Source organism: Priestia sp. FSL H7-0729 (assembly GCF_038005685.1).
Classification (GTDB): Bacteria; Bacillota; Bacilli; order Paenibacillales; family Paenibacillaceae; genus Paenibacillus.
Genome location: NZ_JBBOTQ010000007.1, coordinates 59,741 through 81,676, shown reverse-complemented (window position 1 = coordinate 81,676; position 21,936 = coordinate 59,741). Strand labels below are relative to the sequence as shown.

Annotated in this window: 20 protein-coding genes and 1 pseudogene; 5 read left to right on the top strand and 16 right to left on the bottom strand. The window is 46.0% G+C overall.

Annotated elements, in window-relative coordinates; genetic code table 11:
• Window positions 1–230 precede the first annotated feature (230 nt).
• Complete coding sequence (locus tag MHH93_RS17120) at window positions 231–863, bottom strand: DNA alkylation repair protein (protein ID WP_500054966.1); 633 nt, start codon at window positions 861–863, stop codon at window positions 231–233.
• Window positions 864–1,003: 140 nt separating this feature from the next.
• Between MHH93_RS17120 and MHH93_RS17115 the strand changes: the two genes are divergently transcribed.
• Entirely contained in the window at window positions 1,004–1,969 is a 966-nt protein-coding gene (locus MHH93_RS17115; RefSeq protein WP_500054965.1) for a YndJ family transporter, read from the top strand.
• 91 nt (window positions 1,970–2,060) lie between these two features.
• Window positions 2,061–2,513 carry a HEAT repeat domain-containing protein gene (locus MHH93_RS17110; RefSeq protein WP_440390899.1) on the top strand — a complete coding sequence of 151 codons (453 nt, stop codon included), beginning with the start codon at window positions 2,061–2,063 and terminating at the stop codon, window positions 2,511–2,513.
• 105 nt (window positions 2,514–2,618) lie between these two features.
• Here MHH93_RS17110 and MHH93_RS17105 read toward each other — a convergent pair whose 3' ends face one another.
• Both MHH93_RS17105 and MHH93_RS17100 read right to left on the bottom strand, forming a co-directional pair.
• Window positions 2,619–4,109 carry an aldehyde dehydrogenase family protein gene (locus MHH93_RS17105; protein WP_500054964.1) on the bottom strand — a complete coding sequence of 497 codons (1,491 nt, stop codon included), beginning with the start codon at window positions 4,107–4,109 and terminating at the stop codon, window positions 2,619–2,621.
• A 19-nt stretch (window positions 4,110–4,128) separates the two neighbouring features.
• Window positions 4,129–5,223: a 5-methyltetrahydropteroyltriglutamate--homocysteine S-methyltransferase gene (locus MHH93_RS17100; RefSeq protein ID WP_500054963.1), complete on the bottom strand. Its 1,095-nt coding sequence runs from the start codon at window positions 5,221–5,223 to the stop codon at window positions 4,129–4,131.
• 274 nt (window positions 5,224–5,497) lie between these two features.
• On the opposite strand from MHH93_RS17100, the gene MHH93_RS17095 reads away from it, so the two are divergent.
• The gene (locus MHH93_RS17095; protein ID WP_500054962.1) at window positions 5,498–7,522 is read left to right on the top strand and encodes a right-handed parallel beta-helix repeat-containing protein; all 2,025 of its coding nucleotides are present in this window, start codon (window positions 5,498–5,500) and stop codon (window positions 7,520–7,522) included.
• A gap of 132 nt (window positions 7,523–7,654) precedes the next feature.
• On the opposite strand, the gene MHH93_RS17090 is transcribed toward MHH93_RS17095, so the two are convergent.
• From MHH93_RS17090 to MHH93_RS17075, 4 genes and pseudogenes are all read right to left on the bottom strand, one after another.
• The gene (locus MHH93_RS17090) at window positions 7,655–8,629 is read right to left on the bottom strand and encodes a phosphotransferase enzyme family protein (RefSeq protein ID WP_500054961.1); all 975 of its coding nucleotides are present in this window, start codon (window positions 8,627–8,629) and stop codon (window positions 7,655–7,657) included.
• 291 nt (window positions 8,630–8,920) lie between these two features.
• Complete coding sequence (locus MHH93_RS17085; RefSeq protein WP_500055130.1) at window positions 8,921–9,241, bottom strand: YdeI/OmpD-associated family protein; 321 nt, start codon at window positions 9,239–9,241, stop codon at window positions 8,921–8,923.
• 39 nt (window positions 9,242–9,280) lie between these two features.
• Window positions 9,281–9,522 (bottom strand): annotated as a pseudogene (locus MHH93_RS17080) (YdeI/OmpD-associated family protein); the annotation flags it as partial.
• A complete protein-coding gene (locus MHH93_RS17075) occupies window positions 9,510–10,451 on the bottom strand; it encodes an alpha/beta fold hydrolase (RefSeq protein ID WP_500054960.1) in 942 nt (313 codons plus the stop codon). The gene MHH93_RS17075 and the pseudogene MHH93_RS17080, both read right to left, overlap by 13 nt.
• A 99-nt stretch (window positions 10,452–10,550) precedes the next feature.
• Here MHH93_RS17075 and MHH93_RS17070 point away from each other — a divergent pair, with 99 nt between their 5' ends.
• On the top strand, window positions 10,551–11,462 hold the full coding sequence (locus MHH93_RS17070; protein ID WP_500054959.1) for a helix-turn-helix transcriptional regulator: 912 nt from the start codon (window positions 10,551–10,553) through the stop codon (window positions 11,460–11,462).
• 44 nt (window positions 11,463–11,506) lie between these two features.
• Here MHH93_RS17070 and rlmH read toward each other — a convergent pair whose 3' ends face one another.
• From rlmH to MHH93_RS17050, 4 genes are all read right to left on the bottom strand, one after another.
• Window positions 11,507–11,986, bottom strand: a complete 480-nt coding sequence (gene rlmH / locus MHH93_RS17065) for a 23S rRNA (pseudouridine(1915)-N(3))-methyltransferase RlmH (protein ID WP_017691463.1) — start codon at window positions 11,984–11,986, stop codon at window positions 11,507–11,509.
• Between the two features lie 504 nt (window positions 11,987–12,490).
• Window positions 12,491–12,658, bottom strand: a complete 168-nt coding sequence (locus tag MHH93_RS17060; RefSeq protein ID WP_017691462.1) for a CxxH/CxxC protein — start codon at window positions 12,656–12,658, stop codon at window positions 12,491–12,493.
• Between the two features lie 271 nt (window positions 12,659–12,929).
• Window positions 12,930–13,454: a hypothetical protein gene (locus MHH93_RS17055; RefSeq protein WP_494352416.1), complete on the bottom strand. Its 525-nt coding sequence runs from the start codon at window positions 13,452–13,454 to the stop codon at window positions 12,930–12,932.
• A 296-nt stretch (window positions 13,455–13,750) separates the two neighbouring features.
• Complete coding sequence (locus tag MHH93_RS17050; protein ID WP_500054958.1) at window positions 13,751–15,028, bottom strand: S1C family serine protease; 1,278 nt, start codon at window positions 15,026–15,028, stop codon at window positions 13,751–13,753.
• Between the two features lie 766 nt (window positions 15,029–15,794).
• Between MHH93_RS17050 and MHH93_RS17045 the strand changes: the two genes are divergently transcribed.
• Window positions 15,795–16,007, top strand: a complete 213-nt coding sequence (locus tag MHH93_RS17045) for a hypothetical protein (protein WP_036611899.1) — start codon at window positions 15,795–15,797, stop codon at window positions 16,005–16,007.
• Here MHH93_RS17045 and MHH93_RS17040 read toward each other — a convergent pair.
• From MHH93_RS17040 to yycF, 5 genes are all read right to left on the bottom strand, one after another.
• On the bottom strand, window positions 15,976–16,782 hold the full coding sequence (locus MHH93_RS17040) for an MBL fold metallo-hydrolase (protein WP_264931364.1): 807 nt from the start codon (window positions 16,780–16,782) through the stop codon (window positions 15,976–15,978). The genes MHH93_RS17045 and MHH93_RS17040 overlap by 32 nt on opposite strands.
• Before the next feature lie 6 nt (window positions 16,783–16,788).
• Window positions 16,789–17,532, bottom strand: a complete 744-nt coding sequence (yycI, locus tag MHH93_RS17035) for a two-component system regulatory protein YycI (protein ID WP_500055129.1) — start codon at window positions 17,530–17,532, stop codon at window positions 16,789–16,791.
• Between the two features lie 235 nt (window positions 17,533–17,767).
• Window positions 17,768–19,048, bottom strand: coding sequence for a YycH family regulatory protein (locus tag MHH93_RS17030; protein ID WP_500054957.1), 1,281 nt, complete (start codon window positions 19,046–19,048; stop codon window positions 17,768–17,770).
• Window positions 19,032–20,882: a cell wall metabolism sensor histidine kinase WalK gene (gene walK, locus MHH93_RS17025; RefSeq protein WP_442032819.1), complete on the bottom strand. Its 1,851-nt coding sequence runs from the start codon at window positions 20,880–20,882 to the stop codon at window positions 19,032–19,034. The genes MHH93_RS17030 and walK overlap by 17 nt, the downstream gene beginning before the upstream one ends.
• Window positions 20,882–21,604, bottom strand: a complete 723-nt coding sequence (gene yycF, locus MHH93_RS17020; RefSeq protein WP_074092884.1) for a response regulator YycF — start codon at window positions 21,602–21,604, stop codon at window positions 20,882–20,884. Before yycF ends, walK begins: the two co-directional genes overlap by 1 nt.
• Window positions 21,605–21,936: the final 332 nt, after the last annotated feature.

Sequence of the window (21,936 nt, the reverse complement as noted above, 5' to 3'; positions counted from 1 at the left end):
CAAAAACTGAACAAGAACGTGATGACAGTTGCCTTTGCCTGGTTGAATCACAAAAAATGCATTAATTTTATTGGGATTGGAAGAATGAAGCCTTGTTATTGAGGAGGTTTATTCTTAAATAAAAAAACGCCACAACTCTGCTTCATGCAGGTGCTGTGGCGTTTTTTATACTACTTGGTAAGTTCACCGAATCAGTCTAGAGACGAAACTCTGTCTTTTTTCAGGGATAACTAATTTTTAATTCGTTTGTTAACTTCAATCGCAATGAACTCTGGCAAATAATGAGGTGTACAGCCCTTGGATACCATTTCATCTTTATAAAGACCCGTATTCTCACCAAGTTTAATACAACGTGCACGATACTTTTGATCATAGACACCTATCCAGCCTGCAATGAAATTCATAGCCCACTGAACTTCCGGCTCTTCCTGCGTAATATTAGCTTCAATTGCAGATAGTAAGTCCTCGGTGTTATCAGGCGGTGTTTGTCCAGTCCATCTCAATCGCGCTTGATAATACCAGAAAACTCGCCTTTGAAGAGCGGAGGGGCTATTCTCCCATGACTCCATCAATGCAATGGTCTTCTTGTCTTTACTGAGCTGATTAGCCATTAACCAATCCATTAAGTTATTTCGCTCATCAAAAGGGTGAGTCTGCATATCCTTGTCCAGCTTATTCAGCACCTCTTCTGAAAGAAGTTTTTTATCCATAATTAAGATTGCTAATAGTCTGGGCAAAAACTCTTCGGTTGACCAAAGTTCCATCGCTAGTTCGTGATCTTTTTTAATATTCTTCGCGATTTTTCGTAATTCGCCTAGCTTAGTTTTACTATTGATCTGTGATAGGATTTTGTTCTTATTCATATGATTCCACAGCTCCTTTATTAAAGCACTGTTTCATAATAGACTACTAGAAGGAGACTTGCCGATCTATACTAAAGAAACACTACATAACTGAATGCAGGCAGGTCTTACGATAAACGTTAGGTTAGAAAGGAAAACCCATGAACACTTCCTTGAAACAACTCATGAAATCACCCGTGTTTCCCGGTGGAATCATAACCATTCTGATATTTTCTCTGGATTACTTCCAATTCGAACTTGTTGAGAAATTTCTGCTTTTTGCGGCTTTCGTCATTGTACCTCTTGTGATTTTTCTTTTGAACCATGACGCAAAGAATAAACATCAACGAATGATTTATGCTGCTATGAAATGGCTTCAATTTCCCGCAGCGCTTCTTTCCCTAACCTCAGTAATGAGTAGTAAGATGTGGGAGTTAGAAAGTACGACAATCCCAGGAATTCTGTCCCTTGGGTGGCTACTGTTCACAATGCTGCTTGGCATCTATGGCTTGACCACAATTGTGATCTCTAAAGGAAAAGCAGCGGAAATAGCAATTGGCGCGGGGCTCGTTTATTTTTTTATCGGGGGCATTTGGTTTACCTTATATCAATATCAATTGAACCTGTTCCAAGCTAATCCTTCAACGCACGCGTTAAGCTCGCTCCACTTTCATTTCTCATCTGCGATCGTTCCCATTTTTATTGGTGCACTGGGACGCATCATGACGAAGAAAAGCTGGTATCCCTGGGTCGTTGCGATCGATATCATCGGACCCATTTTGATTGCTATGGGTATGATTTTCTCCAAGCCAATTGAATATGTCGGTGTCACTTTGTTCGCCTGTAATATTGTGGTTTACACCGCTTATCTCCTTACTTATTTAAAGAAAAATGCTTTGGATATTAAGGCAACCATCTTTTTAGGCCTTTCTTGCCTAGCCTTTTACACGGTGATTATCATTTCCATCTTCTATCCGTTACTGAAAAAGATGTACTCCTTAACCATACTCGATTTTATTCCCATTTACGGATCTCTGTATGCGTTTGGTTTTGTTTTATGTGGACTGATTGGTTGGGTGTACATGGTAGGCATTATTAAGGAAAAGGCTAACCCATCGGCTTCATAGGAGTAGTTTGGTCAGGTTCGTGCTATAATAGTGATCACATAAATAACATTCATCATTCTGCCGAGATGGCGATGATTAAGGAGATTGAATTTTGACGAACAACCATGATATTGGAGCAGTTAACGAACTACCGGAGAACCTTGAAGAGCTCAAACGAGCGGCTAATCGGACGTCAAGCTGGAGAGACAGACTGAATGCGGTGAACGAATTGGGGAACTGGAATACAGAACCTACCATTAAGTTGCTGCAGCATGTTTTGAAAAATGATCAAGTGTTCCAGGTGCGTGAAGCCGCATATCTCAAGCTGAAACAGTTGGATGAAGATGTACAAATGCCTGCCAAAAACAAAGGTGAGCTGTTTAAAGGGACTAACAAAATTTTGCTGCGGATCAAAAAAAGCCTTCCTGAAGGTCATACATTTGAGGAATTTAAGGAAAAACTGCAAAAGACACGTCTGGATCTCTATGATACCTACGAGGGCGACAAAGATGCTGAGTTTGACTCCTGGCTCCATGGAATTTGGGAGACACTAGGTAGAAGATAACCGTCGTTCACCGTGTAATAGCTGAATACAAAGCCACTCCATCAATGGAGTGGCTTCTTTATTTCCTATGATCTGACAAATTTTTTTGAACAACTTCTATACGATTTATTCTGGGATATAAGGAAGATCCAATGTCTTCGGAACGTTGATGACATGTTTTTCGGTATACGTGCGTATACCTTCCGCGCCGTATTCACGGCCAATACCCGATTGCTTGAAGCCACCGAAAGGGAACCGAACGTCGAGCCCCTGCACAGCAGCGGTATTGATCATGGTCGTTCCAGCTTCGAGTTGACGTGCGACGGAGATGGCATCCTCTTCTTTGCCCCACACAGAACTCGTCAATCCATATATGCTCTCATTGTGTAGATGAATTACCTGCTCTTCATCGTCAAATGGCAGAATCGGAACCGTAGGGCCAAACTGTTCCTCCACCACAATCGGATCATGAACATCGCAATTCAAAACAAGCGTAGGTTGTAAGAAGTAACCTTGGTCAAACAGCTTCTGATCCAGAATTTGACCGAGAGGGATGACCTTAGCCCCTCGCTTTTGCGCATCTTCAACCAAACCAAGCACGTAATCTTTTTGCTTCAGGTTATTAACCGGGCCTACCGTCGTATTTGAATCAAAGGGATCACCAATTCGAATCCAGCGATTCGCCGCTTCTATATATTTTTCTACAAACTCATCATAAATAGAACGGTGTACATACACACGTTTGGCGATCATACAGATCTGGCCTGTTGTCAAGAAATTAGAAATGACAATCCGGCGCATGGCTCGCTCATCATGAACATCAAAGCTTTCCAAGAAGATCGCCGCATCATTGCCACCAAGCTCAAGCGTCATATCCTTGATGGTTTCCGAAGCAGCTTTGATAATATGCTTAGCGGTCGCGGTTCCACCTGTAAAGGCGATTTTAGTAACAAGAGGATTACTAGTCAGTTCAACGCCCACATCGGCATCACCATGAACGACATTGATTACACCAGCCGGGAACTCACTGGCAATAATCTCTGCGACCTTCGCTGCCGCCAGTGGCGCAAATGGGCTTGGTTTAAGCACAATCGTGTTGCCCGCAAGTAAGGCAGGAGCGATCTTAATCGTAGATAAAGCAATGGGATAGTTCCATGGACTAATCGCTGCCACCACACCAATGGGATCATAGGAAAGAATCGTTTTACCATTCTCATGCTCTTTGATCTCTTCCTGTAGAGCCGATGTAACTTCATTACAAGCAAACTCCATCCACATTAACGAAACATAAATCTCACCGTGCGCATCATACAGGGGCTTGCCATGCTCTCTGGACAGCAAATGTACAATTTCATTCTCAGCTGCTCTAATCTTCTCGATCGCCTTGCGCATCATCATAACGCGTTCATCAATGGAGGTCTGCTTCCATGTTTTAAAAGCCCCTGCCGCCGCTTCAATCGCTTCAACCGCTTGTTCCTTCGTTGTGACAGGGAAATAACCTACAATTTCGGTTGGGTTGGCTGGATTTTCTTTTGCTAACTGCGAAAGGGATTTTACATTTTGACCGTTAATGAAAGCTTCAACGATAATTGTCTCTTGGTCTGCTTGGATCGTCATTTTACATCCCCTCCGTTATTTAGATAGATTCATTCCAAACTTCTTCTGCAATTTCCTTCACATACCGAAGTTTACGCCATTGTTGTTCTTCCGTTAGAATGTTGCCTTCTTCTGTAGATGAGAAACCACATTGTGGGCTCAGACAAAGTTGCTCAAGTGGTACATAAGTTGCTGCCTCTGCAATCCGAGCTTTAATCTGTTCCTTATCCTCCAACTCGCCTGTTTTCGATGTGAGTAAACCAAGCACGATTTTCAAATCTTTTCGATTAACATATTGTAATGGCTCAAAACCACCTGAGCGCTCATCATCAAATTCCAGGAATAATCCATCTACGTTTAAGCCTCCAAAGATAACTTCAGAAGCGTACTCGTAACCACCGGTTGAGAAATAGTTTGATTTATAGTTACCGCGACAAATATGCATCGTCACAACTAAATCTGTCGGTTTATGAGCCAAAGTTTCGTTAATCATTCGCTGCATCGTTTTCAACTCTTCCGCCGGTTCCAGACCTTTGGCACGCAGCTTATCGTGGCCAGCTTCTGAGAATAGGTCTGCCCAAGCGGTATCATCTAATTGCAGGTATCGACATCCCGCATCATAGAAAGCTTGAATGGCTTTTTGATACGCTGCAATCGTATCCTGAAGGAATTGCTCTCGGTCCGTATAGATATTAGCGTCATTTTCCAATCGATATAGAAGCATGTTAGGACTTGGAATGGTCTGTTTCGCCACTGCGTCACCTGCATGCTTTTTCAAAAATTCAAAATCCTTAACAAATGGATGAGTCGAGAAATCTACTTTACCAACAACACGAATCCCACCCTTGCGAGTCTGCATGTTATGGAACTGAGGCCCATCGATTTCCTCATACAGCTCTACACCATCCAAGCCGCCCAGAAAATCAAAATGCCACCAGCTTCTGCGGAATTCACCATCCGTAACGGCAGATACACCATTCTCCTTCTGCTTTTCAATAATTCGAATAATCTCTTGATCTTCCACAGCTCTTAATTCTTCATATGTGATGTTGCCTGATTTATATTGTTCACGTGCCTGACTTAAATTTGCAGGACGTAGAAAGCTGCCTACATGATCATTACGAAATGGTATCATAACTATTTCTCCTTCTAACTTTTTGGTTCACTGAGTATAGCATGATTGGAAAGATAGCATGTTATATGAAAAAAACATGGCTGGTTATAGCTTTTAACAATAGCTAAAATACTTTAATACGCAAAATCCACAACCTCATAAGGAAGTGGATGTATTTTACCTTATATCAAAATCCATTTAGCCTAACATTCACCTTCCTATCTCTCCCAATATATTTATTTTCTAGTATAATAACGGGATACAACAAACATTTTATAATAGAAGGAGAGTTGTTATGGAATATCATGTGTCCAACCATGGGAATGATCAAGGAAAAGGAACAGCAGATCAACCGCTTCGTACCATATCACGCGCTGCGGCTCATGCCATGGCTGGTGATACCGTCATTGTTCATGCGGGAGTATACAGGGAATGGGTTAACCCGGCGAATGGAGGAACAGCGGAGCATAGAATCGTATATCGATCCGCAGGAGACGGGGAAGTCGTAATTACAGGAGCTGAGCGGATTACCAACTGGAAGTCTGAAGGAGACCATGTTTGGAGCACAGAAGTGCTCAATTCCATCTTTTCCGTCCGTAATCCCTTTGACATCGAGCTCAGTGGAGACTGGTTGTTTGACGGCCCTTTCCCGGTTCATCTCGGCGATGTCTATCTGGATGGCAAGTCATTATATGAGTGCAATAGTGTTGAAAGCGTTAACAATCCTAAGGTTTGGCCCGAAGCCAAGTATCCCGCGGATTCACTGTTAAAATGGTATGCGGAAGTGGGTTCTATAACAACCAAAATCTGGGCCAATTTTGGCGGAAAAGATCCTCGTACGGAAAATGTAGAAATTAATGTACGCCCTTATTGCTTCTGGCCTGAGAAACCGGGACTGGACTATATCACCGTGAGTGGGTTCACCCTTCGTCAAGCTTCTCCTCAATGGGCCCCGCCTACGGACTACCAGGAAGGTTTGATTGGACCTCACTGGAGCAAGGGCTGGATTATTGAAAACAATATCATCAGTGAGTCCAAGTGCGTTGGTATTAGTCTGGGTACCGAAATTGGTACAGGTCACAGCAAGTCTTTGGAGAAGCGTAGTAAAGGCGGGACTCAACGGGAGCAGGAGGTTATTTTACGAGCATTACGCTCCGGCTGGCATAAAGATCACATCGGTAGTCACATCGTTCGAGGTAATGTGATTCATGATTGTGAACAGGCAGGCATTGTGGGTCATATGGGAGCAGCCTTCAGCCACATATACCAGAACCGTATTTATAATATTCACCACAAACGACTCAGACACGGTGCTGAAGTCGCGGGAATTAAGCTACATGCTTCGCTGGATACTCAAATCAGCGAAAATATCATGTATAGCTGTTACCGTGCGCTTTGGCTGGACTGGCAGGCACAGGGGACTCGCATCAGCCGTAATGTATTTTTTGACAATCTTTCGGAAGACCTCTTCGTTGAGGTGTGCCATGGTCCATATATGGTCGATCATAATCTATTCCTCTCGCCCATGAATTTCAGAAATATGGCTCAGGGCGGAGCATTTGCTCATAATTTATTTGCAGGCCGATTTGTCGTTCGTTCCGAAATCACCCGTATTACCCCATATCACTTCCCTCACGAGACGGCCATGGCGGGATACTCCAATATCACGGGGGGCGATGACAGATACTACAATAATATCTTCCTGGGTGATAACGATGCGAATAAAGAACCTGTTCCTATTACCTTCTTTGAGCATCTTCCCCTTAAACCAAGGGATGCCGTTGGAGAGGATGGGAAGACGGTCATGGATGGTGTTCCGGACAATTCCATATGTTATCTGCATGCTGTGGGACTGGGTGGTTACGATCAACATCCTGATGTGAAAGATAAGAAATGGTGGGAATACACCAAAGAGGAGCTTATGGAGCTTGGCGATGCCGCGAAGGATTTCTTTATAGGCAATGCCGTTCTTCCGGTGGCTATGGGTGGAAATGTATATCTCAACCATGCGGTTCCAAGTACTCATGAATCCGATGCGAAGATCTATGCTCAGAAGGGTATAAACGTTGAGATTGATCCTGCGCTAGGTAAGGTGCACATTCAGATCCATGAGCCCGAATTGCTTCGGGGAGCCTCTGCCCTGTTGATTACCACGGACCTGCTCGGAAAGACGTATCACGCCAACATGAAGTTTGAGGAGCCGGACAGCACTCCCTATCATTTTGACTCCGACTTTTTCGAAACAAAGAGGCCCGATGCAGATGTCACACCAGGCCCCTTTGAATTAACCGAAAAGGGTACGATTGATTTTGAAATTTAAATTTTTTATTGAGGGTCCAGTCAGTTCAGGTGATTGGATCTTTTTTGTGTGTAAAGCCTCTATTCCGCTAATCGGCATAAAGCCATATTTTCATCAAAAGTCTTTCGCCCTAATTGTGGCAGAGTTCACCCGTTAACTCAAAAAGTCCATATCAATATAAGGAGTGTTATTTAATAAATTTTCATAGTAGAAGCGTCGGGCTTGCTCATACCATTCAGTCCAATCAGGAGCGTTAAAGTCTCTGCTTCTATAGAGCGCAGCTAAAACTCTAGCTTGCCTTAAATTTATAAATAGTGGAACTTTGTTTAACTGGCTTTGGCTTACAGTGTATTCCTTGCAATAGCCATTTAAGAAGTTGAAATAGTACCGTTTTGCAATCTCCTTCCTCACATCTCCAGACACAACCCAAGGAATTGGGATTTCATAAAATAATGGTGTAGCAATATCAGAAACAAACCAGCTATATTCCACCTCATCATAGTCAATAATAAAGGCTTTGTCCCCATCATTAAGATAATTGCCAGGGCTGATATCCCCATGAATAAGACCATATGTATTTTTTTCCTTGGGAAGGGCACTAATTTCATTAATTAAACAATCATAGTTACTATGTAGTTCTAACGGACAATACTTCTTAAAAGATTCTAATAAAGTATTACCACTCCATTCATGGCGTGAGTTTTGGGACGAGTAATTAAGCGATAACTTATGTATTTTCCCGACCATTTGTCCAATATTTTCATAAAATGTATTGCTCTCCTCGGCAATTACTGCATTTCTGCCTGGCGCTTTCTCAAAAGCTGTCACGATAAAGGACCCATCAATGATATGAATAAGATCCCCTGATAAAGATTGAATAGGCCTTGCTACTTTCATTCCGCGATCAGCCAGAAACATGATGAAATCTAGTTCCGCTCTTGTTAATATTTCATTTCGATGTATGACATGCGTAATTCTTAAAATGACTTCTCTATTTCCAACGACGCCGGAATAAACGAAATTTTGAAACCCATTTAATTCGATAATGGAGTTCTCACGTATTCCAAAACATTGTGCTGACTCTTTCAATATATCTTTGGTGAATAGTATTTTAATCTTTTTATCCATATAAATTCCTCCCGTTTACTTTTATAGTAACAAGAGGAGAAAAATGAGAATATGCAGAATTTGATTAGAATCAAATTTTACACAAAAAGCCACATCGGAAAGCACGATGTGACTTACAAATAAATCTAATGACTCTATTCAGCATCATTCTGCTCTTCCAGCCATCTCAAAATCGCTTAGTTTGTTTCTTCCGGCTTTTCTTGCTTTATCCAATGACCGCAATCCAGATTGACCACTTCCGCATTAGGCACGAACTTTGTCAGGTTTTAGACCCTTATGACTGTATCCCGGTCACCATAGATCATGAGGGTCGGCTGTATCATCAAAATGAAGGGGGTTGCGATTTTGGATGAGCTGTTTCATCCCTTCTTCAGATGAAGTGATCAACATTCCAAGCCTTCTTAAGCGTGTTTCTTCTTTCTTGGCGCTCATTACCCACCAGATAGAATCTCTTTTATAGGATGGTGATAAATTAGTGAAGAATAGCCAGGCTGTTTGATTTGCCTTGATTTGTTCTTCATATTCTTTGGCAAGTTCCACGTTTCTTTGTTCAGAGGAATAGCCTTGTGCATCGGTTCTGTTGTTAAAGACGTGGATTCCTTCTGGTCTCATCTTTCCAAGCTGTATTAGTGCTTTTACCTTCTTTACGTTCACAGCACTCCATACACTATTTACTTTGCGCGGAGTAAAGCGAATCTTATAGCTTTGGTTTTTCGTATACCGTCAATCCACCCAAAACAAAGAGCGGCATCTACTGATGCAGACCAAGTAAGGCTTGCACGCCCTGTACTTATCCCAAAATAGCCCACCCAAATTTCACTAGCTTCAGCATGATGTTCTACTAACCAATCATTAAACTCTTCTTGGTTGTTGAAAAACACTACATCTCCCATTGTTCCAGCCATTTTAAAATCGCTTGGTTTGTTTCTTCCGGCTTTTCTTCCTGAATCCAATGACCGCAATCCAGATTGACCACTTCCACATTGGGCACGAACTTTGTCAGGTTTTCTGACTTCGCAACCACATCCCGGTCGCCGTAGATCATGAGGGTCGGCTGCTGGATGATTGGGTTTACTTTCGCCAATAAGCGCCAGTTGCGGTCAAGGTTCCTGTACCAATTTATACTACCCGTGAACCCTGATGTTTCAAAAGCGGAGACGTAAACGGCCAGCTCGCTTTCGCTCAATATGGGCTCACCGAGCGGTGTTTCTGCTCTGGCGAGATTGATCAACGCCATACCTGGCTCAGGTGCTCTGAGAGGCTCGTTCTTCCGGTACAGGTTGCGAAGGAACCTGTATGTATTGTCTTCGAATACGGCGTCCGCGACGCCTGGCTGTCGATTGAAGTGGACGAAATAGAAATCTCCGCCAAGTATTTCTTCCATGAACTCGATCCAGGGTTTTTCTCCGCGCTCTTGATAAGGCAAGCTCAGATTTATCACTTTATTGACGCGGTTTGGATGCAACAAGGTCAGTCCCCAAACGACGAATGCACCCCAGTCATGACCGACAAAGGTAGCATCCTCGTATCCATAGTGATCGAGAAGCGCGATGAGATCACCCGACAAGTGTTCAATGTCATAGTCTGTTACTTCGGTTGGACGGGATGAGTTGCCGTAACCCCTCTGGTTGGGAACGATGACATGATAGCCTGCTGCGGCAAGTGCGTCCATCTGATGGCGCCAAGAATAGGCATGCTCTGGCCAGCCGTGGCAGAGTACAATAGGTTTTCCAGCGTTTTCTCGGCCTGCTTCAAACACTTCGAGTTCCACACTGTTGACTGAAATAAAGGTGGGCTTGGGAAAATCGGTTGGATTAAACATTGAATTAAAACCTCCTTCTTGTGATACATGTAGTATAATGGATAAAAGGTGACACCTTAGTGTCACCTTTATAAAATCATGTAAAAAAAGAGGGCAATTATGAACAAAGTGGAGAGACTCATTTCGATTATCATGATATTGCTGAGGAAAGAGATTGTTTCTACAACGGAATTCTCACAACTATTCAATGTCTCCAAAAGAACGATACTTCGCGATATGGAAACATTGAGCTTATCGAACATCCCAATCTACTCTGTCAATGGCGTCAAAGGCGGCTACGGCATAATGGACGAATACAAGGTGGATAAACGCCTTCTAAGCAGCACCGATTTAAAGAATATATTGGCTGCGCTCGGCGGATTGGAACAACTCCTCCTTACTGAAGAAGTGGAAAGAACGATAAAAAAAATAGAGGCAATGGTTAGTCCATTGTCTCTGAATCGTTCCATTCAACTGTCGTTTTATGTTTGGGAAGGTCGGTCCGAGATTCTTGAAACCTTAAAGATATGTCAAGAATCCATTTCTAAAAAAAGGCTGGTTTCGTTTGATTATACAGATAAAGACGGGGCTGTAACGAATAGAATGGTCGAGCCCTATGAGCTGCATTTCAACGAATCGAGTTGGTACTTGAAAGGATTCTGTTTACATCGACAGGGATATCGAACATTCAAGTTATCGCGGATCGATCATATTACGATGGATGAACGTACGTTTCATCCTAGAGACGATTGGTCAGAGCAAGGTCGCGTTGCAAGTTATCTACCGCAATTCGTCACGATTAAGGCATGGATATCGCCTAGCATAAAAGATCAAATCATCGAAAGGTATGGTCGAAGAAGTATTGAAGACCATAATGGTGGATCTTTATTAGCAACTATTTATGTCCCACAAAATCATATGGGATTTCAATTGTTAGCAAGCTTCGGCACTCATCTAAAAATTGTAGAGCCCAAGTCCTATGTTGAAGACTTTCGAAATTATTTATATCAAATGATGGAGAACTATTCCTGATATATTTAGCATTAAAGCTTCAACCTTCAACTCAACTTTTCGCCCTACTTGTGGTACGGTTCCCCCCGATTGATCTTCACCGCGCGATAAATCTGCTCCACCAACACCAGCCGCATAAGCTGATGCGGCAGGGTCATGCGCCCGAAGCTCAAGCGCTGCTTCGCGCGGCGCAACACCTCATCGGAGAGCCCATGGCTTCCTCCGATGACAAACACGACATGGCTCGTTCCATACGTGCCGAGCTTGTCGATCTCCAATGCCAGCTCCTCGGAACTCCAGAGCTGGCCATCCAATGCGAGCGCGACAACATGCGCCTCGCTCTTCACATGCGCGAGGATGCGTTCGCCCTCGCGCTCTTTAACTGCCCGAACCTCAGCTTCGCTCAGGGTATCGGGCGCCTTTTCGTCTGCGACCTCGATCATCTGAAACTTGATGTACGGGGCGAGACGCTTGGCATATTCCTGTATGCCCAGCGTTAAATATTTTTCCTTCAATTTACCTACGCCAATAATCTGAATAAACATAACAATCCATTCCTCCTAAATTGTCTTGCGAGATATTCTATAAGTAAGATGCTTCATCGCATCGTTCGTTCCAACTGTATTATACCTATACTACACATTTCTCCAAATTCTAACGAACCCCGCACATCTTAATCAGCCCCATTTCGGCTCCTTTAAAATCTAACGAATCTGAAACACGCTATCCAAGTTAAAACGCGCATTCCTCACCTCTTTCGAGGCCTTTTCAGTAATATAACGTGTCTACGATTCGTTAGATTTCAACCAGGTGGTAATTGCCACGAATAAGGTCCCTCGGGTTCGTTAGCGCTACTCCACCGTCAGCCCATACAACCCTCGCCTAGCTCTACGCTACTGCCTACCAACCCCACCAATCCCCTGTACAAAGACAAAAAGAGCGCTCATCACGCTCTCCTTGGCTTCTTGCTGTGATGTTCATACCGGATGGAAAGTCAGCCCGAAGCGACACCTTAAGTCGCGCCTCCAGCTGTCTAATCCTACAGTACGCTAAACGACGAGGAATTCCGCGTGCTGTTCGCACTCGGCGCACTTCGCAGGCGGGTCCCAATCGGCAAATTCCGTCTCCTTCAGATCAACGATATCTGGAGCGTCCTCATACTCATCGACAAACATGTCGATGGCAATGTCCACGTGTTCTTTGCATACAACGTACATCCGTTAAGCATCCTTTCTGTAACCAGCTATGTTCCCGATTCACAACCGCGTATCCTATTACAGGATAGCCACTTCTCAGTTCTATCACACCTGCCACCGAAAAGAAACCCCCAGCCCTAATTTATCGTGCCCAAACTCCACAAAACCTCTCCATTCACCGTAAAAGAACACAAAAAGCATCCTTCTCGATACCTCCAAGGTACCTCGAAAAGAATGCTCTTGTAACTGTAACCTAACTCAACATAGCGAATGAATCCTGCTCCACAATCGTTTACTTCAATCCCGATTGCGCCTTCGTCAACAACTTGCCACTTTGAAAAGCAATAACTGCATTGGCACCATTGCCGGCGGTGCCTTTGTAGTTGTACACCACCATATTCTCAGCTTCACTCAGCGCTTCGCCTTCGCCGCCAAGGATCTCAATTACATCTTCCACCGTCATGCCAACCTCAAGCTTCTCGTACTGGGCAAACGTAATCAGCACCCCGTCGCCTTTCCCGGCCGATCCGTTGTTTCCAGATGTTGTAGGCGTTTGACCACTAGCCCCACCTACCGCAATCACATTTGTACTCAGCTCATTCAACTTGGTCTCAAGTGCTGCAATCTTTTGCTCCTGCTCAACGCTCTTGGCTCCCTGCTCCAACAGTTTCTTCTCAAGCCCGGCAATCTTCTCTTGCAGAGCGCTTGTATCCACCGGAGATCCTGTCGTGGCTACCTCAGATCCACAGGCAGACAACATCAACAGGGACAGCATCAAGCTTGTTCCCCCAAGCATCTTTTTCCTCAATCGTTTCATTAGAAAAACCCCTTCCATTTTGAAATAAAGCGAGATCGACAAAGAGATGTTATTTGCATCAGCGACCGTTCGAACATATAGACAACAGTTTACCACAGCCCAAGTCTGATGTATCTGCTACTTTGGCTCCGGGTCTAACTGATCATGGGAACACATAAATGGTTCATCTACTCATTTACTGTCGAACGAACACGTCCACACATAATAACTAAAAAAGAGTGGTCAGTAGATCTGATCACTCTTCTAGCTTTCCCTATTTCAATCCGCGCAACAGTATAGGCTTCGTTGAACTTCCCTTACTCCGGTTTATCCGTCAGCTTCACCGATACTTTCTCCGCTTTGCCATCCCGGTAGAAGGTCACTTCAATCGTATCTCCAATCTTCTTCTGATCGTACAGATATTTCCGCAGATCCAGCGTGGAGGTAATTTTTTGCCCGTCAAATTCGGTAATGACATCATTCAGCTTCATACCTGCATCAGATGCTGGACCGGATGCTTCCAGCACAACCACACCGCTGTCCACATGAGATGGCAGCTTCAGATCCTTGCGCTGCTCGTCATCCAGGGGTGCATATGGGTTGCTCAGATCCACCGTGTATACGCCCAGGTATGGACGAGATACTTTGCCATTTACCAGCAGAGAATCTACGGTTTTCATCACTTCGTTCATCGGAATGGCGAAGCCGAGACCTTCAACACCCGTATCCGAGATCTTCATCGTGTTGATGCCGACCACTTTACCGTTCAGATCGACGAGTGCACCCCCACTATTACCTTCATTAATCGCAGCGTCCGTCTGGATCACGTTTTGCTCCCAATCGTACACGCCGTCCTGATTAATCGACACAGGCAGTATACGATCCGTGTAACTGACAATACCGGATGTCAGCGTACCGCCCAGACCGAGCGGGTTTCCGATTGCCAGCACCGTTTGACCGCGCTGAAGTTTGCTGGAATCACCAATCTCCGCCGCTGCACCCAGCCCTTTATCTTCTGCGGATAATACCGCTATGTCGCTCACACGATCCTTACCGACCAGCTTCGCCTTATGAGTCTCCCCGTCTACAGTCACAATCTCCAGATCACTCGCACCCTCCACGACGTGGTGGTTGGTCATGATATAGGCCTTGCCATCTTCCTTCTTGAAAATGACCCCTGAGCCCAGTGCCGAGTCTTCCATCGACAGACTGCTACCCGTTTTATGGTTCACAATGCTCACCACCGAAGGTCGAACGTGGGCTGCTGCCTGGATAATCCGATCGTATGGATCCGCTGTCTGCGCTGCCTGTACACCGCCACCACCACCATTACCTGTAGCATTCGCCAGCGGTAACGAAGCGGGCTGTGTGATGAAGCTAAACAGCATGACAGTCACGATGGAGCTGATCACCGAGCTAATTACAGCTACCTTCACTGTGGAACTGATTCCCGTACGCGATCGGCGCGGATTGCTCCAGCGGTCACGTCCACGTCCCCTGCCTCCAGGGCGGATAATCAGAAGTTTGCCTTTCTGTTCAGGTTCGGCGCGTCTTGATACTTTGGTTGAATAAAAATCGTCTCCAAACAATCCCATCGTGATCCTCTCCCCTTCGTTGTCACGCATCAAGACCCTGACTGCCGCCTAAGTTGTCGCATGGATTAACGATGGTGTTCTCACATACACCACTCCGCCAACAGATGAACCTTCCGATCGCTGTTACTAACAAATTTTTTAATTCCTTTTTCCTCGGTAAAATTTGTTCATAGCGTATGCTTCCGAAGTAGCTTTCTTTCAGAAAGCTTTCAGGCGAACACTACGCTTCTCCAGCCTCGTTCTGTGTCTTCCGTTAGGTGTGTACCGTAAATAACCTCTCGTTTTCCCATGCTTTTTTGCATTTTATAAAATGGTCTTGCATATCGCCGCATCCCGGCTTCCAATCGAATAGAGATACAGCGTCTATGTACAACAGAACGGACACGCCATTCTGTCAGTGACTCTATCAATCCTGCTCTCGCATTCTATGACATGCCATTTCACACGCAAAACAGCCAAAATCACAATGCTCCTCATATACTAAACACGCCAAATCCCAAAAAGTTGCATATTTACGAAAATTAACGCACATTTCTGCTATAACGCGCTTAACAATAAAGGTCCATAGTATCTATCACCACAAAATCCGGTTCGCTAAGCGCAGTTTTGGCTTTTTCGAAGAACTTTTTCACCCCTGCAAGGTCACAGGTTCAGCATACACGCCTTATCACTGAAATGTTAGCGGCAAAAAGAGGAATGTTTTCCATCAAGCCTGACTACAATAATAGTAAAAGACAATTCGAAGCTTCATAGAGGAGGAAGTAACATGGATCGCACACGTACACTTACAGCCATGGATGAAGTTCATATGGCGGCCAAGCTGGCCGATCTCAAGGAAGAACACTATCGTAATACCCTTGCACTCAGTACCATCATCGAACTGCTTATTGATAAAGGCATTCTGACCCGTGAGGAAGTCGAGCGTAAGGCCGCCGAACTGGACAGCTTTATGGCTCACCCACCCTATCCCATGGCGTAGGACGGTCGTAATACGTATCGCAGAGTTTGAACTCATGATCCCGATAGAAGCATCCACGGCTCTCCATCGCGTCGCGCACAGTCATTTTCGCCAAGTCCATCATATTATGATCCCGGCTAAGGTGTGCCAGATACGTGCGCTTGATGCGTCCGTTCATCAATTCACTAAGCGCTGCCCCTGCTGCTTCGTTCGACAAATGCCCAATGTCGCTCAGAATCCGGCGCTTGGTGTTCCACGGATAACGCCCCATACGCAGCAATTCGACATCGTGATTCGCCTCCAGCACCAGCACGTCAGAATCAGAGATGGCATCGCGAACCTTGTCGCTCATGTACCCAAGATCCGTTGCAACAGAGAGCTTCTCACTGCCATCATCGAACGTATAACCGACTGGCTCAGCCGCATCATGCGAGATCCCGAAAGATTCCACGCGCAGTGACCCAAAATCATGCTTTTCACCCGTCTCAAATACCCTCCGGTTTTCCTCTGGAATCGCCCCAACCGACTTCTCCAGTGCCGCCCACGTATTCAGATTTGCGTAGATTGGTAAATTATATTTCCGAGACATCGCGCCTAGTCCTTTAATGTGATCGGAATGTTCATGTGTAACCAGAATTCCGTCCAGTTCTGCCCCAGAAATCTCCCTTTCCTGAAACAGTGCATCCAATCGCTTCGCACTAAGACCCGCATCAATCATGAGTGATGTACCCCCATGTTGTATGACCGTGGCATTACCTGTCGAACCGCTGGATAACACGGTAAAATATATCCCCATAACGCATTACTCCCCTGGTTTGTCTGTCTTGGGACTGAATACATCCCCGCTGATGCCCTGCACGTACAACACTTCGCCACTTTCCAGCACGAACCGCCATGCCGGCATCGCTACCTGTATATCTGAATTGAACAACTGGCCGTAGTAGCCCAGCTGAATATCTTTGACAATTGCATCATTTGGCAAAAAGTTCTCGATCAGCGTTCCCAGCGCCTTCGACGCCGGAAGTACCTGCTGATCGCTCTCCTCTGCGGTCGTAATCCGCACTGGAGTTTGACGGTAACCCGTTATTTTCTGGTCACTGTAGAATAGCTCCAGACTCACATTGAAGAGCGGCCATTTGCCATCCACCAGTGGGTGAAGTACAAAAGCTCCATCTTCGGCCATTAGCTGATCCAGCCGGTATGTGCCGATCTGTGGAATCTCTCGCTGTAAAGCATCTTCCAGCTCATTCTGCGAGAAGATCAACTTGCTATCTACAGGCTGTTCCAGTTCCATATCCACGCCAGCCTTGTCCTCTTCAATAAATTCATAGGACAACTTCGGCAGCTTCGGCGTTTCATTCGGAATCGGAGCCAGCACCTGAATGCCCTTCTCTTCCATCGCCTGCTGTGTATTGTCTGCCAGTGAGGTGAAGTCCAGATTGGCTCCGGCCGTCTCCCGCGCATCCATCCAGATCTGGTATCCCAGCACCAAATTGAGCAGCAGAAAGGCATAGATCAACACATTTTTTGCCCGTCCCCAATCCAAAACATCCACCTCCGTCCATTCGATAAAAGCAACTAATATCACACTGGCCCACTCCGCGGTCAGAACAACCTTCCGATCGCTGTTATCCCCAGATTTCCTGATTCCCTTTTCCTAAGGGAGAAATCCGGCGATAAAGGCGAACGCTTCGCTTCTCCAGCTTTTTTCTGCCCTCTCCGTTATCGTGTGACCTTACACCTCGCTCGGATATCGAATGACTCCATTACCTTACAACCCATCAAGAAACGGTGGTTTCCTCCCCATTACCAAAGCGAATAACCCATACCGGGATCAGCTTTAGTCCGTCCTCAATCGAAGAAGGGCGATAAGCTGGATATATGTCCACAACCTGGCGATTCTCACCTGCGACCTTTTTAATAAGAGCCTTCAGCTTGTCTCCGCCAGGCAATTTGACCGATTTCTTCGTCTCTGCACCTTCGTTCAAGTATTCCAGCGATCGTTCATAACTGGATACCGTCTCCTGCTGCATCTCCATGCTGATCGTGCCGAAGCGGAACTGCATGGAATCCATAATCGGATAGCTGCCGTAGTACTGTTGGAATTCGAGCCGTGTCTTGCTGTCCGCGTTCCCCAGCATCATACGTGACCGGCCTTTCCAGCCACCATGCTGATTCACAAAATCAACCGCAGACAACGCATCCTTCGCAGGATCGATCTGTCCTGCTGGCGGTGCTGCCGGATCAGTATAACTGATCCAGCGCTGTTCCTGTTTTACCTGTAGACTTCGTTTACTGTCCGTATAAATCTCAGACCCGTCTTTTTCCCGGATGTTCCGGGTCATGCTTGGATCGAAGAACAGACTGCGCTGCATCTGCTCAACAGTGAACTGACCTGTTGGCACATCGGCCTCAATTGTCTCCAGAGGTTCCGCCGGGATATAATAACCGCCATCCATCAAGGTATATGGCGTCCAGTTCGTACCGAAGTCAACATGCTGCTGCACGTCTTGTACGGTCAGGTCCGCCTGCGTTGCTTCGTATACCACGTCTCCCTTGGCGCTGAAGAACAGCGCATGGGCCTTCGTTTCATTTTTAGCTGTATAGATCGAGATGCGGTTAATCGTCTCCCCCTGGAATAAGGAATCCGTCCCGAGCCTCATCACCCGCTGCAACAATGCTACGGGAATACCTTCTTTGAACGATAGCTCAAACCCAGGGTTCTCCTTGCGAATCTGATCCCAGTTCACTGATTGCACGCTGCGACGCTGGAAATCATCGAACGTCCGCCCCTGTAACCTTGAATAGATCAACTGATAGAACGTATTGCCAGGGTAAAACACCGTATGTTTATCTTCACCCAGATGAATAATCATCTGATCGGGAAAGATCAATTCTTCAATATTGCGTTCCTGACCCATATTTTCCGTCTTCACATAGTTCGTCTCTGACGTGACAATGGAATCCCCGCCTCCGGGCAAACGGTAGATCAGAAAATAACTCTGAACCAGACTGGCTACAACAAGGGCAGCAAGCACCAGGGATTTAATCCGTTCCTTCACGGTGCTCACCCCCTTCCTCACGCATCGGCAGCGTGAACGTTACTGTCGTGCCCACGTCTACTTCAGACTCCAGAGAGATGCTGCCATCATGCGCCTTCACAATTTCCCGGGCAATGGACAGTCCTAGCCCTGTGCCTCCCATACTACGGGAACGAGCCTTGTCCACCCGATAAAACCGCTCAAAAATGCGATCCAGATCACGCTGTGGAATACCCATTCCCGTATCCGATACCGAGATGGCAAGTGTGTGTTCATCACTGCGTCTAGCCGCAATCGTAATGGTGCCGCCTTCCAATGTATATTTCAGCGCATTGGACACGACATTATCCAGCACCTGATCAATCTGGTCACGATCCAGTGGAACAGCCGGAATATCATTCTCCACAGACAGCACTGGCTGAATATCCTTCTGATGCATCTGGAATGAGAAACGATCGGTCACTTCCTCCAGCATTTCCAGAATGTCGGTTGGTTGTTTCCTCAGTAAAGCCTCTTTGGAATCAAGCCGCGACAGGTGCAGCAGATCCGTAACCAGCCTGATCATTCGCTCCGTCTCGTTCTGAATAACACCAACGAAACGACCAGCAAGCTGCGGGTCTTCCAGTGCACCGTCATCCAACGCTTCCGCGTAACTCTTAATCGTGGTCAGTGGTGTACGCAGTTCATGGGATACATTAGCCACGAATTCACGCCGGGATGCCTCAAGCTCTTCCTGTTCGGTAACGTCCTGAAGTACGGCAATGGTTCCCGTGATCCCCCGTTCACGCCGATGAACTGGTGTGAACGTCATGCGAATGACCACAGGCTCTTCTTGTCCTGCCGGTGCAATCTGAAGCAGCGTAGAACCTGTGAACCCACTCGCAAGAGCTTCCGCATCCTCCGGATCAATGCCGAGTAATATGGCAAAATGTCTTCCTTCAATATCCGCAGGATGCATACCCAGTATGCTGCTGGCACGACGGTTTACGAGAATGACTTTACCGTACTCATCCGTAGCTACCACACCATCACTCATATTGGTCAGAATGGAGGTCAACTTCTCCTTCTCCTCTTCATTCTGCGAGAGTGCATCCCGAAGCCTACTGGTCATATAGTTAAAAGCCCGACTGAGCTGCCCAATCTCATCCGTGCCAAATACAGGTGTCTGCTGATCAAAGTTACCTTCTGCGACTGCTGTCGCTCTCCGAGTCACTTCCTTAATCGGCTGTGTGATCGTATGGGACAGGATCACACCAAGTACCGCCGTTAACACTAAGGCAATCAGGATACCGGAGATAAAGATTTTGTTGATTCCCTCCATCGTGGAATACAGCTCATTCATGGATGCCGCGATGTAGACCGCGCCAATGATCTTGCCGCCGGACAGCACCGGCTTGGCGACGACTTTTTTGCGAACATTATCCTCGTCCACGATATATTCCTCATTATCCCGAATGCCTTGCAGTGCACGGCTGACGACGGTTTGGGTGTTTTTGCGCCCCACATAATCCGAATGTGAACTTAGCGAGGTCGTGAGTACCTTGCCGCTGGCATCCAGCACCTGAATCTCGGCACCGTTAATGTTGAACAGGTTGTTCACCAGCACACGCAGATTTTCCGTTTTGTCCTCGCCTGCCTCTGCTTCGCCACCTGCCATCGTCTCTCCTACGAGAACCGAAAGCATCTCCGCACGCGCCTGCAGATCTTCCGTAAAGTTACTCGTTAGCGAGTTCTTCATCGCGCTCACAAAATAAACGCCGATCAATTGCATCGCAATCAGAATCAGCAGTACATAGATAATAATCAATTTCGCCTGAATCGTTCGGAAGAACGAGAACCGCGCGAATCGGCCCATTATATCCCCACGCTTTTGGCACTGCGCACGAGATAACCGAGCCCGCGGCGTGTCAGAATCGTTTCCGGTTTGCTCGGATTCTCCTCAATCTTCTCACGCAGGCGACGGATCGTGACATCCACGGTACGTACATCGCCGAAATATTCATATCCCCATACCGCTTGCAGCAGATGTTCACGTGTCATAACCTTGCCGGAGTGCTTCGCCATATAATAGAGAAGTTCGTACTCACGGTGGGTCAGATCGAGCGGTTCCCCGCCTTTGTAAGCCGTATACATGTCCATATCAAATGCCAGATCGAATAGCCGCATGACCTGCTTTTCCTCATCTTCCGGCGCTTCTGCCGTAATCGCAAGTTTTTGCCGTCTGCGCATCTGTGCCTTCACCCGTGCAAGCAACTCACGCGTACTGAACGGCTTCGTCACGTAATCATCTGCACCCAGTTCCAGCCCGAGCACCTTGTCGATCTCGCCATCCTTGGCGGTAAGCATAATGATTGGCATCTCCAGATGAGCACGCACCTCACGACATACATCCATACCATCCTTGCCCGGGAGCATCAGATCCAGCAGCATCAGATCCGGCTTCTCGGATAATGCCAGTTCAACCGCACGAATGCCATCAAATGCACAGATGACCTCGTATCCCTCTTTTTCCAAATTAAACTTCAGAATGTCCGCGATGGGCTGTTCATCGTCCACCACCAAAATCTTCCCCTGCATCGGCTGAATTCACCCCTATATCCTGCTTAATCCGCATTAGCGTCTATATCTCTTCTATATTCAGCTTGTACCAAAGCCTCATTGATTGATTCCTCTATATAAGTTGAATTAAAGATTATTTACAATAACACTACGATTACAGAATAACCTTCCAATCGCTGTTACCCCCAGATTTTTTCAATTCCCTTTTCTAAAGGGGAAAATCCGGGGATAAAGGCGAACGCTTCGCTTTTTCAGGTTTTTTCTGTCCTCTCCGTTAACGTGTAAATGATTAATTCAACTTATATGCTTGTTGCTTATACTATATAGTTTAACATACCTGAAGCACCGTC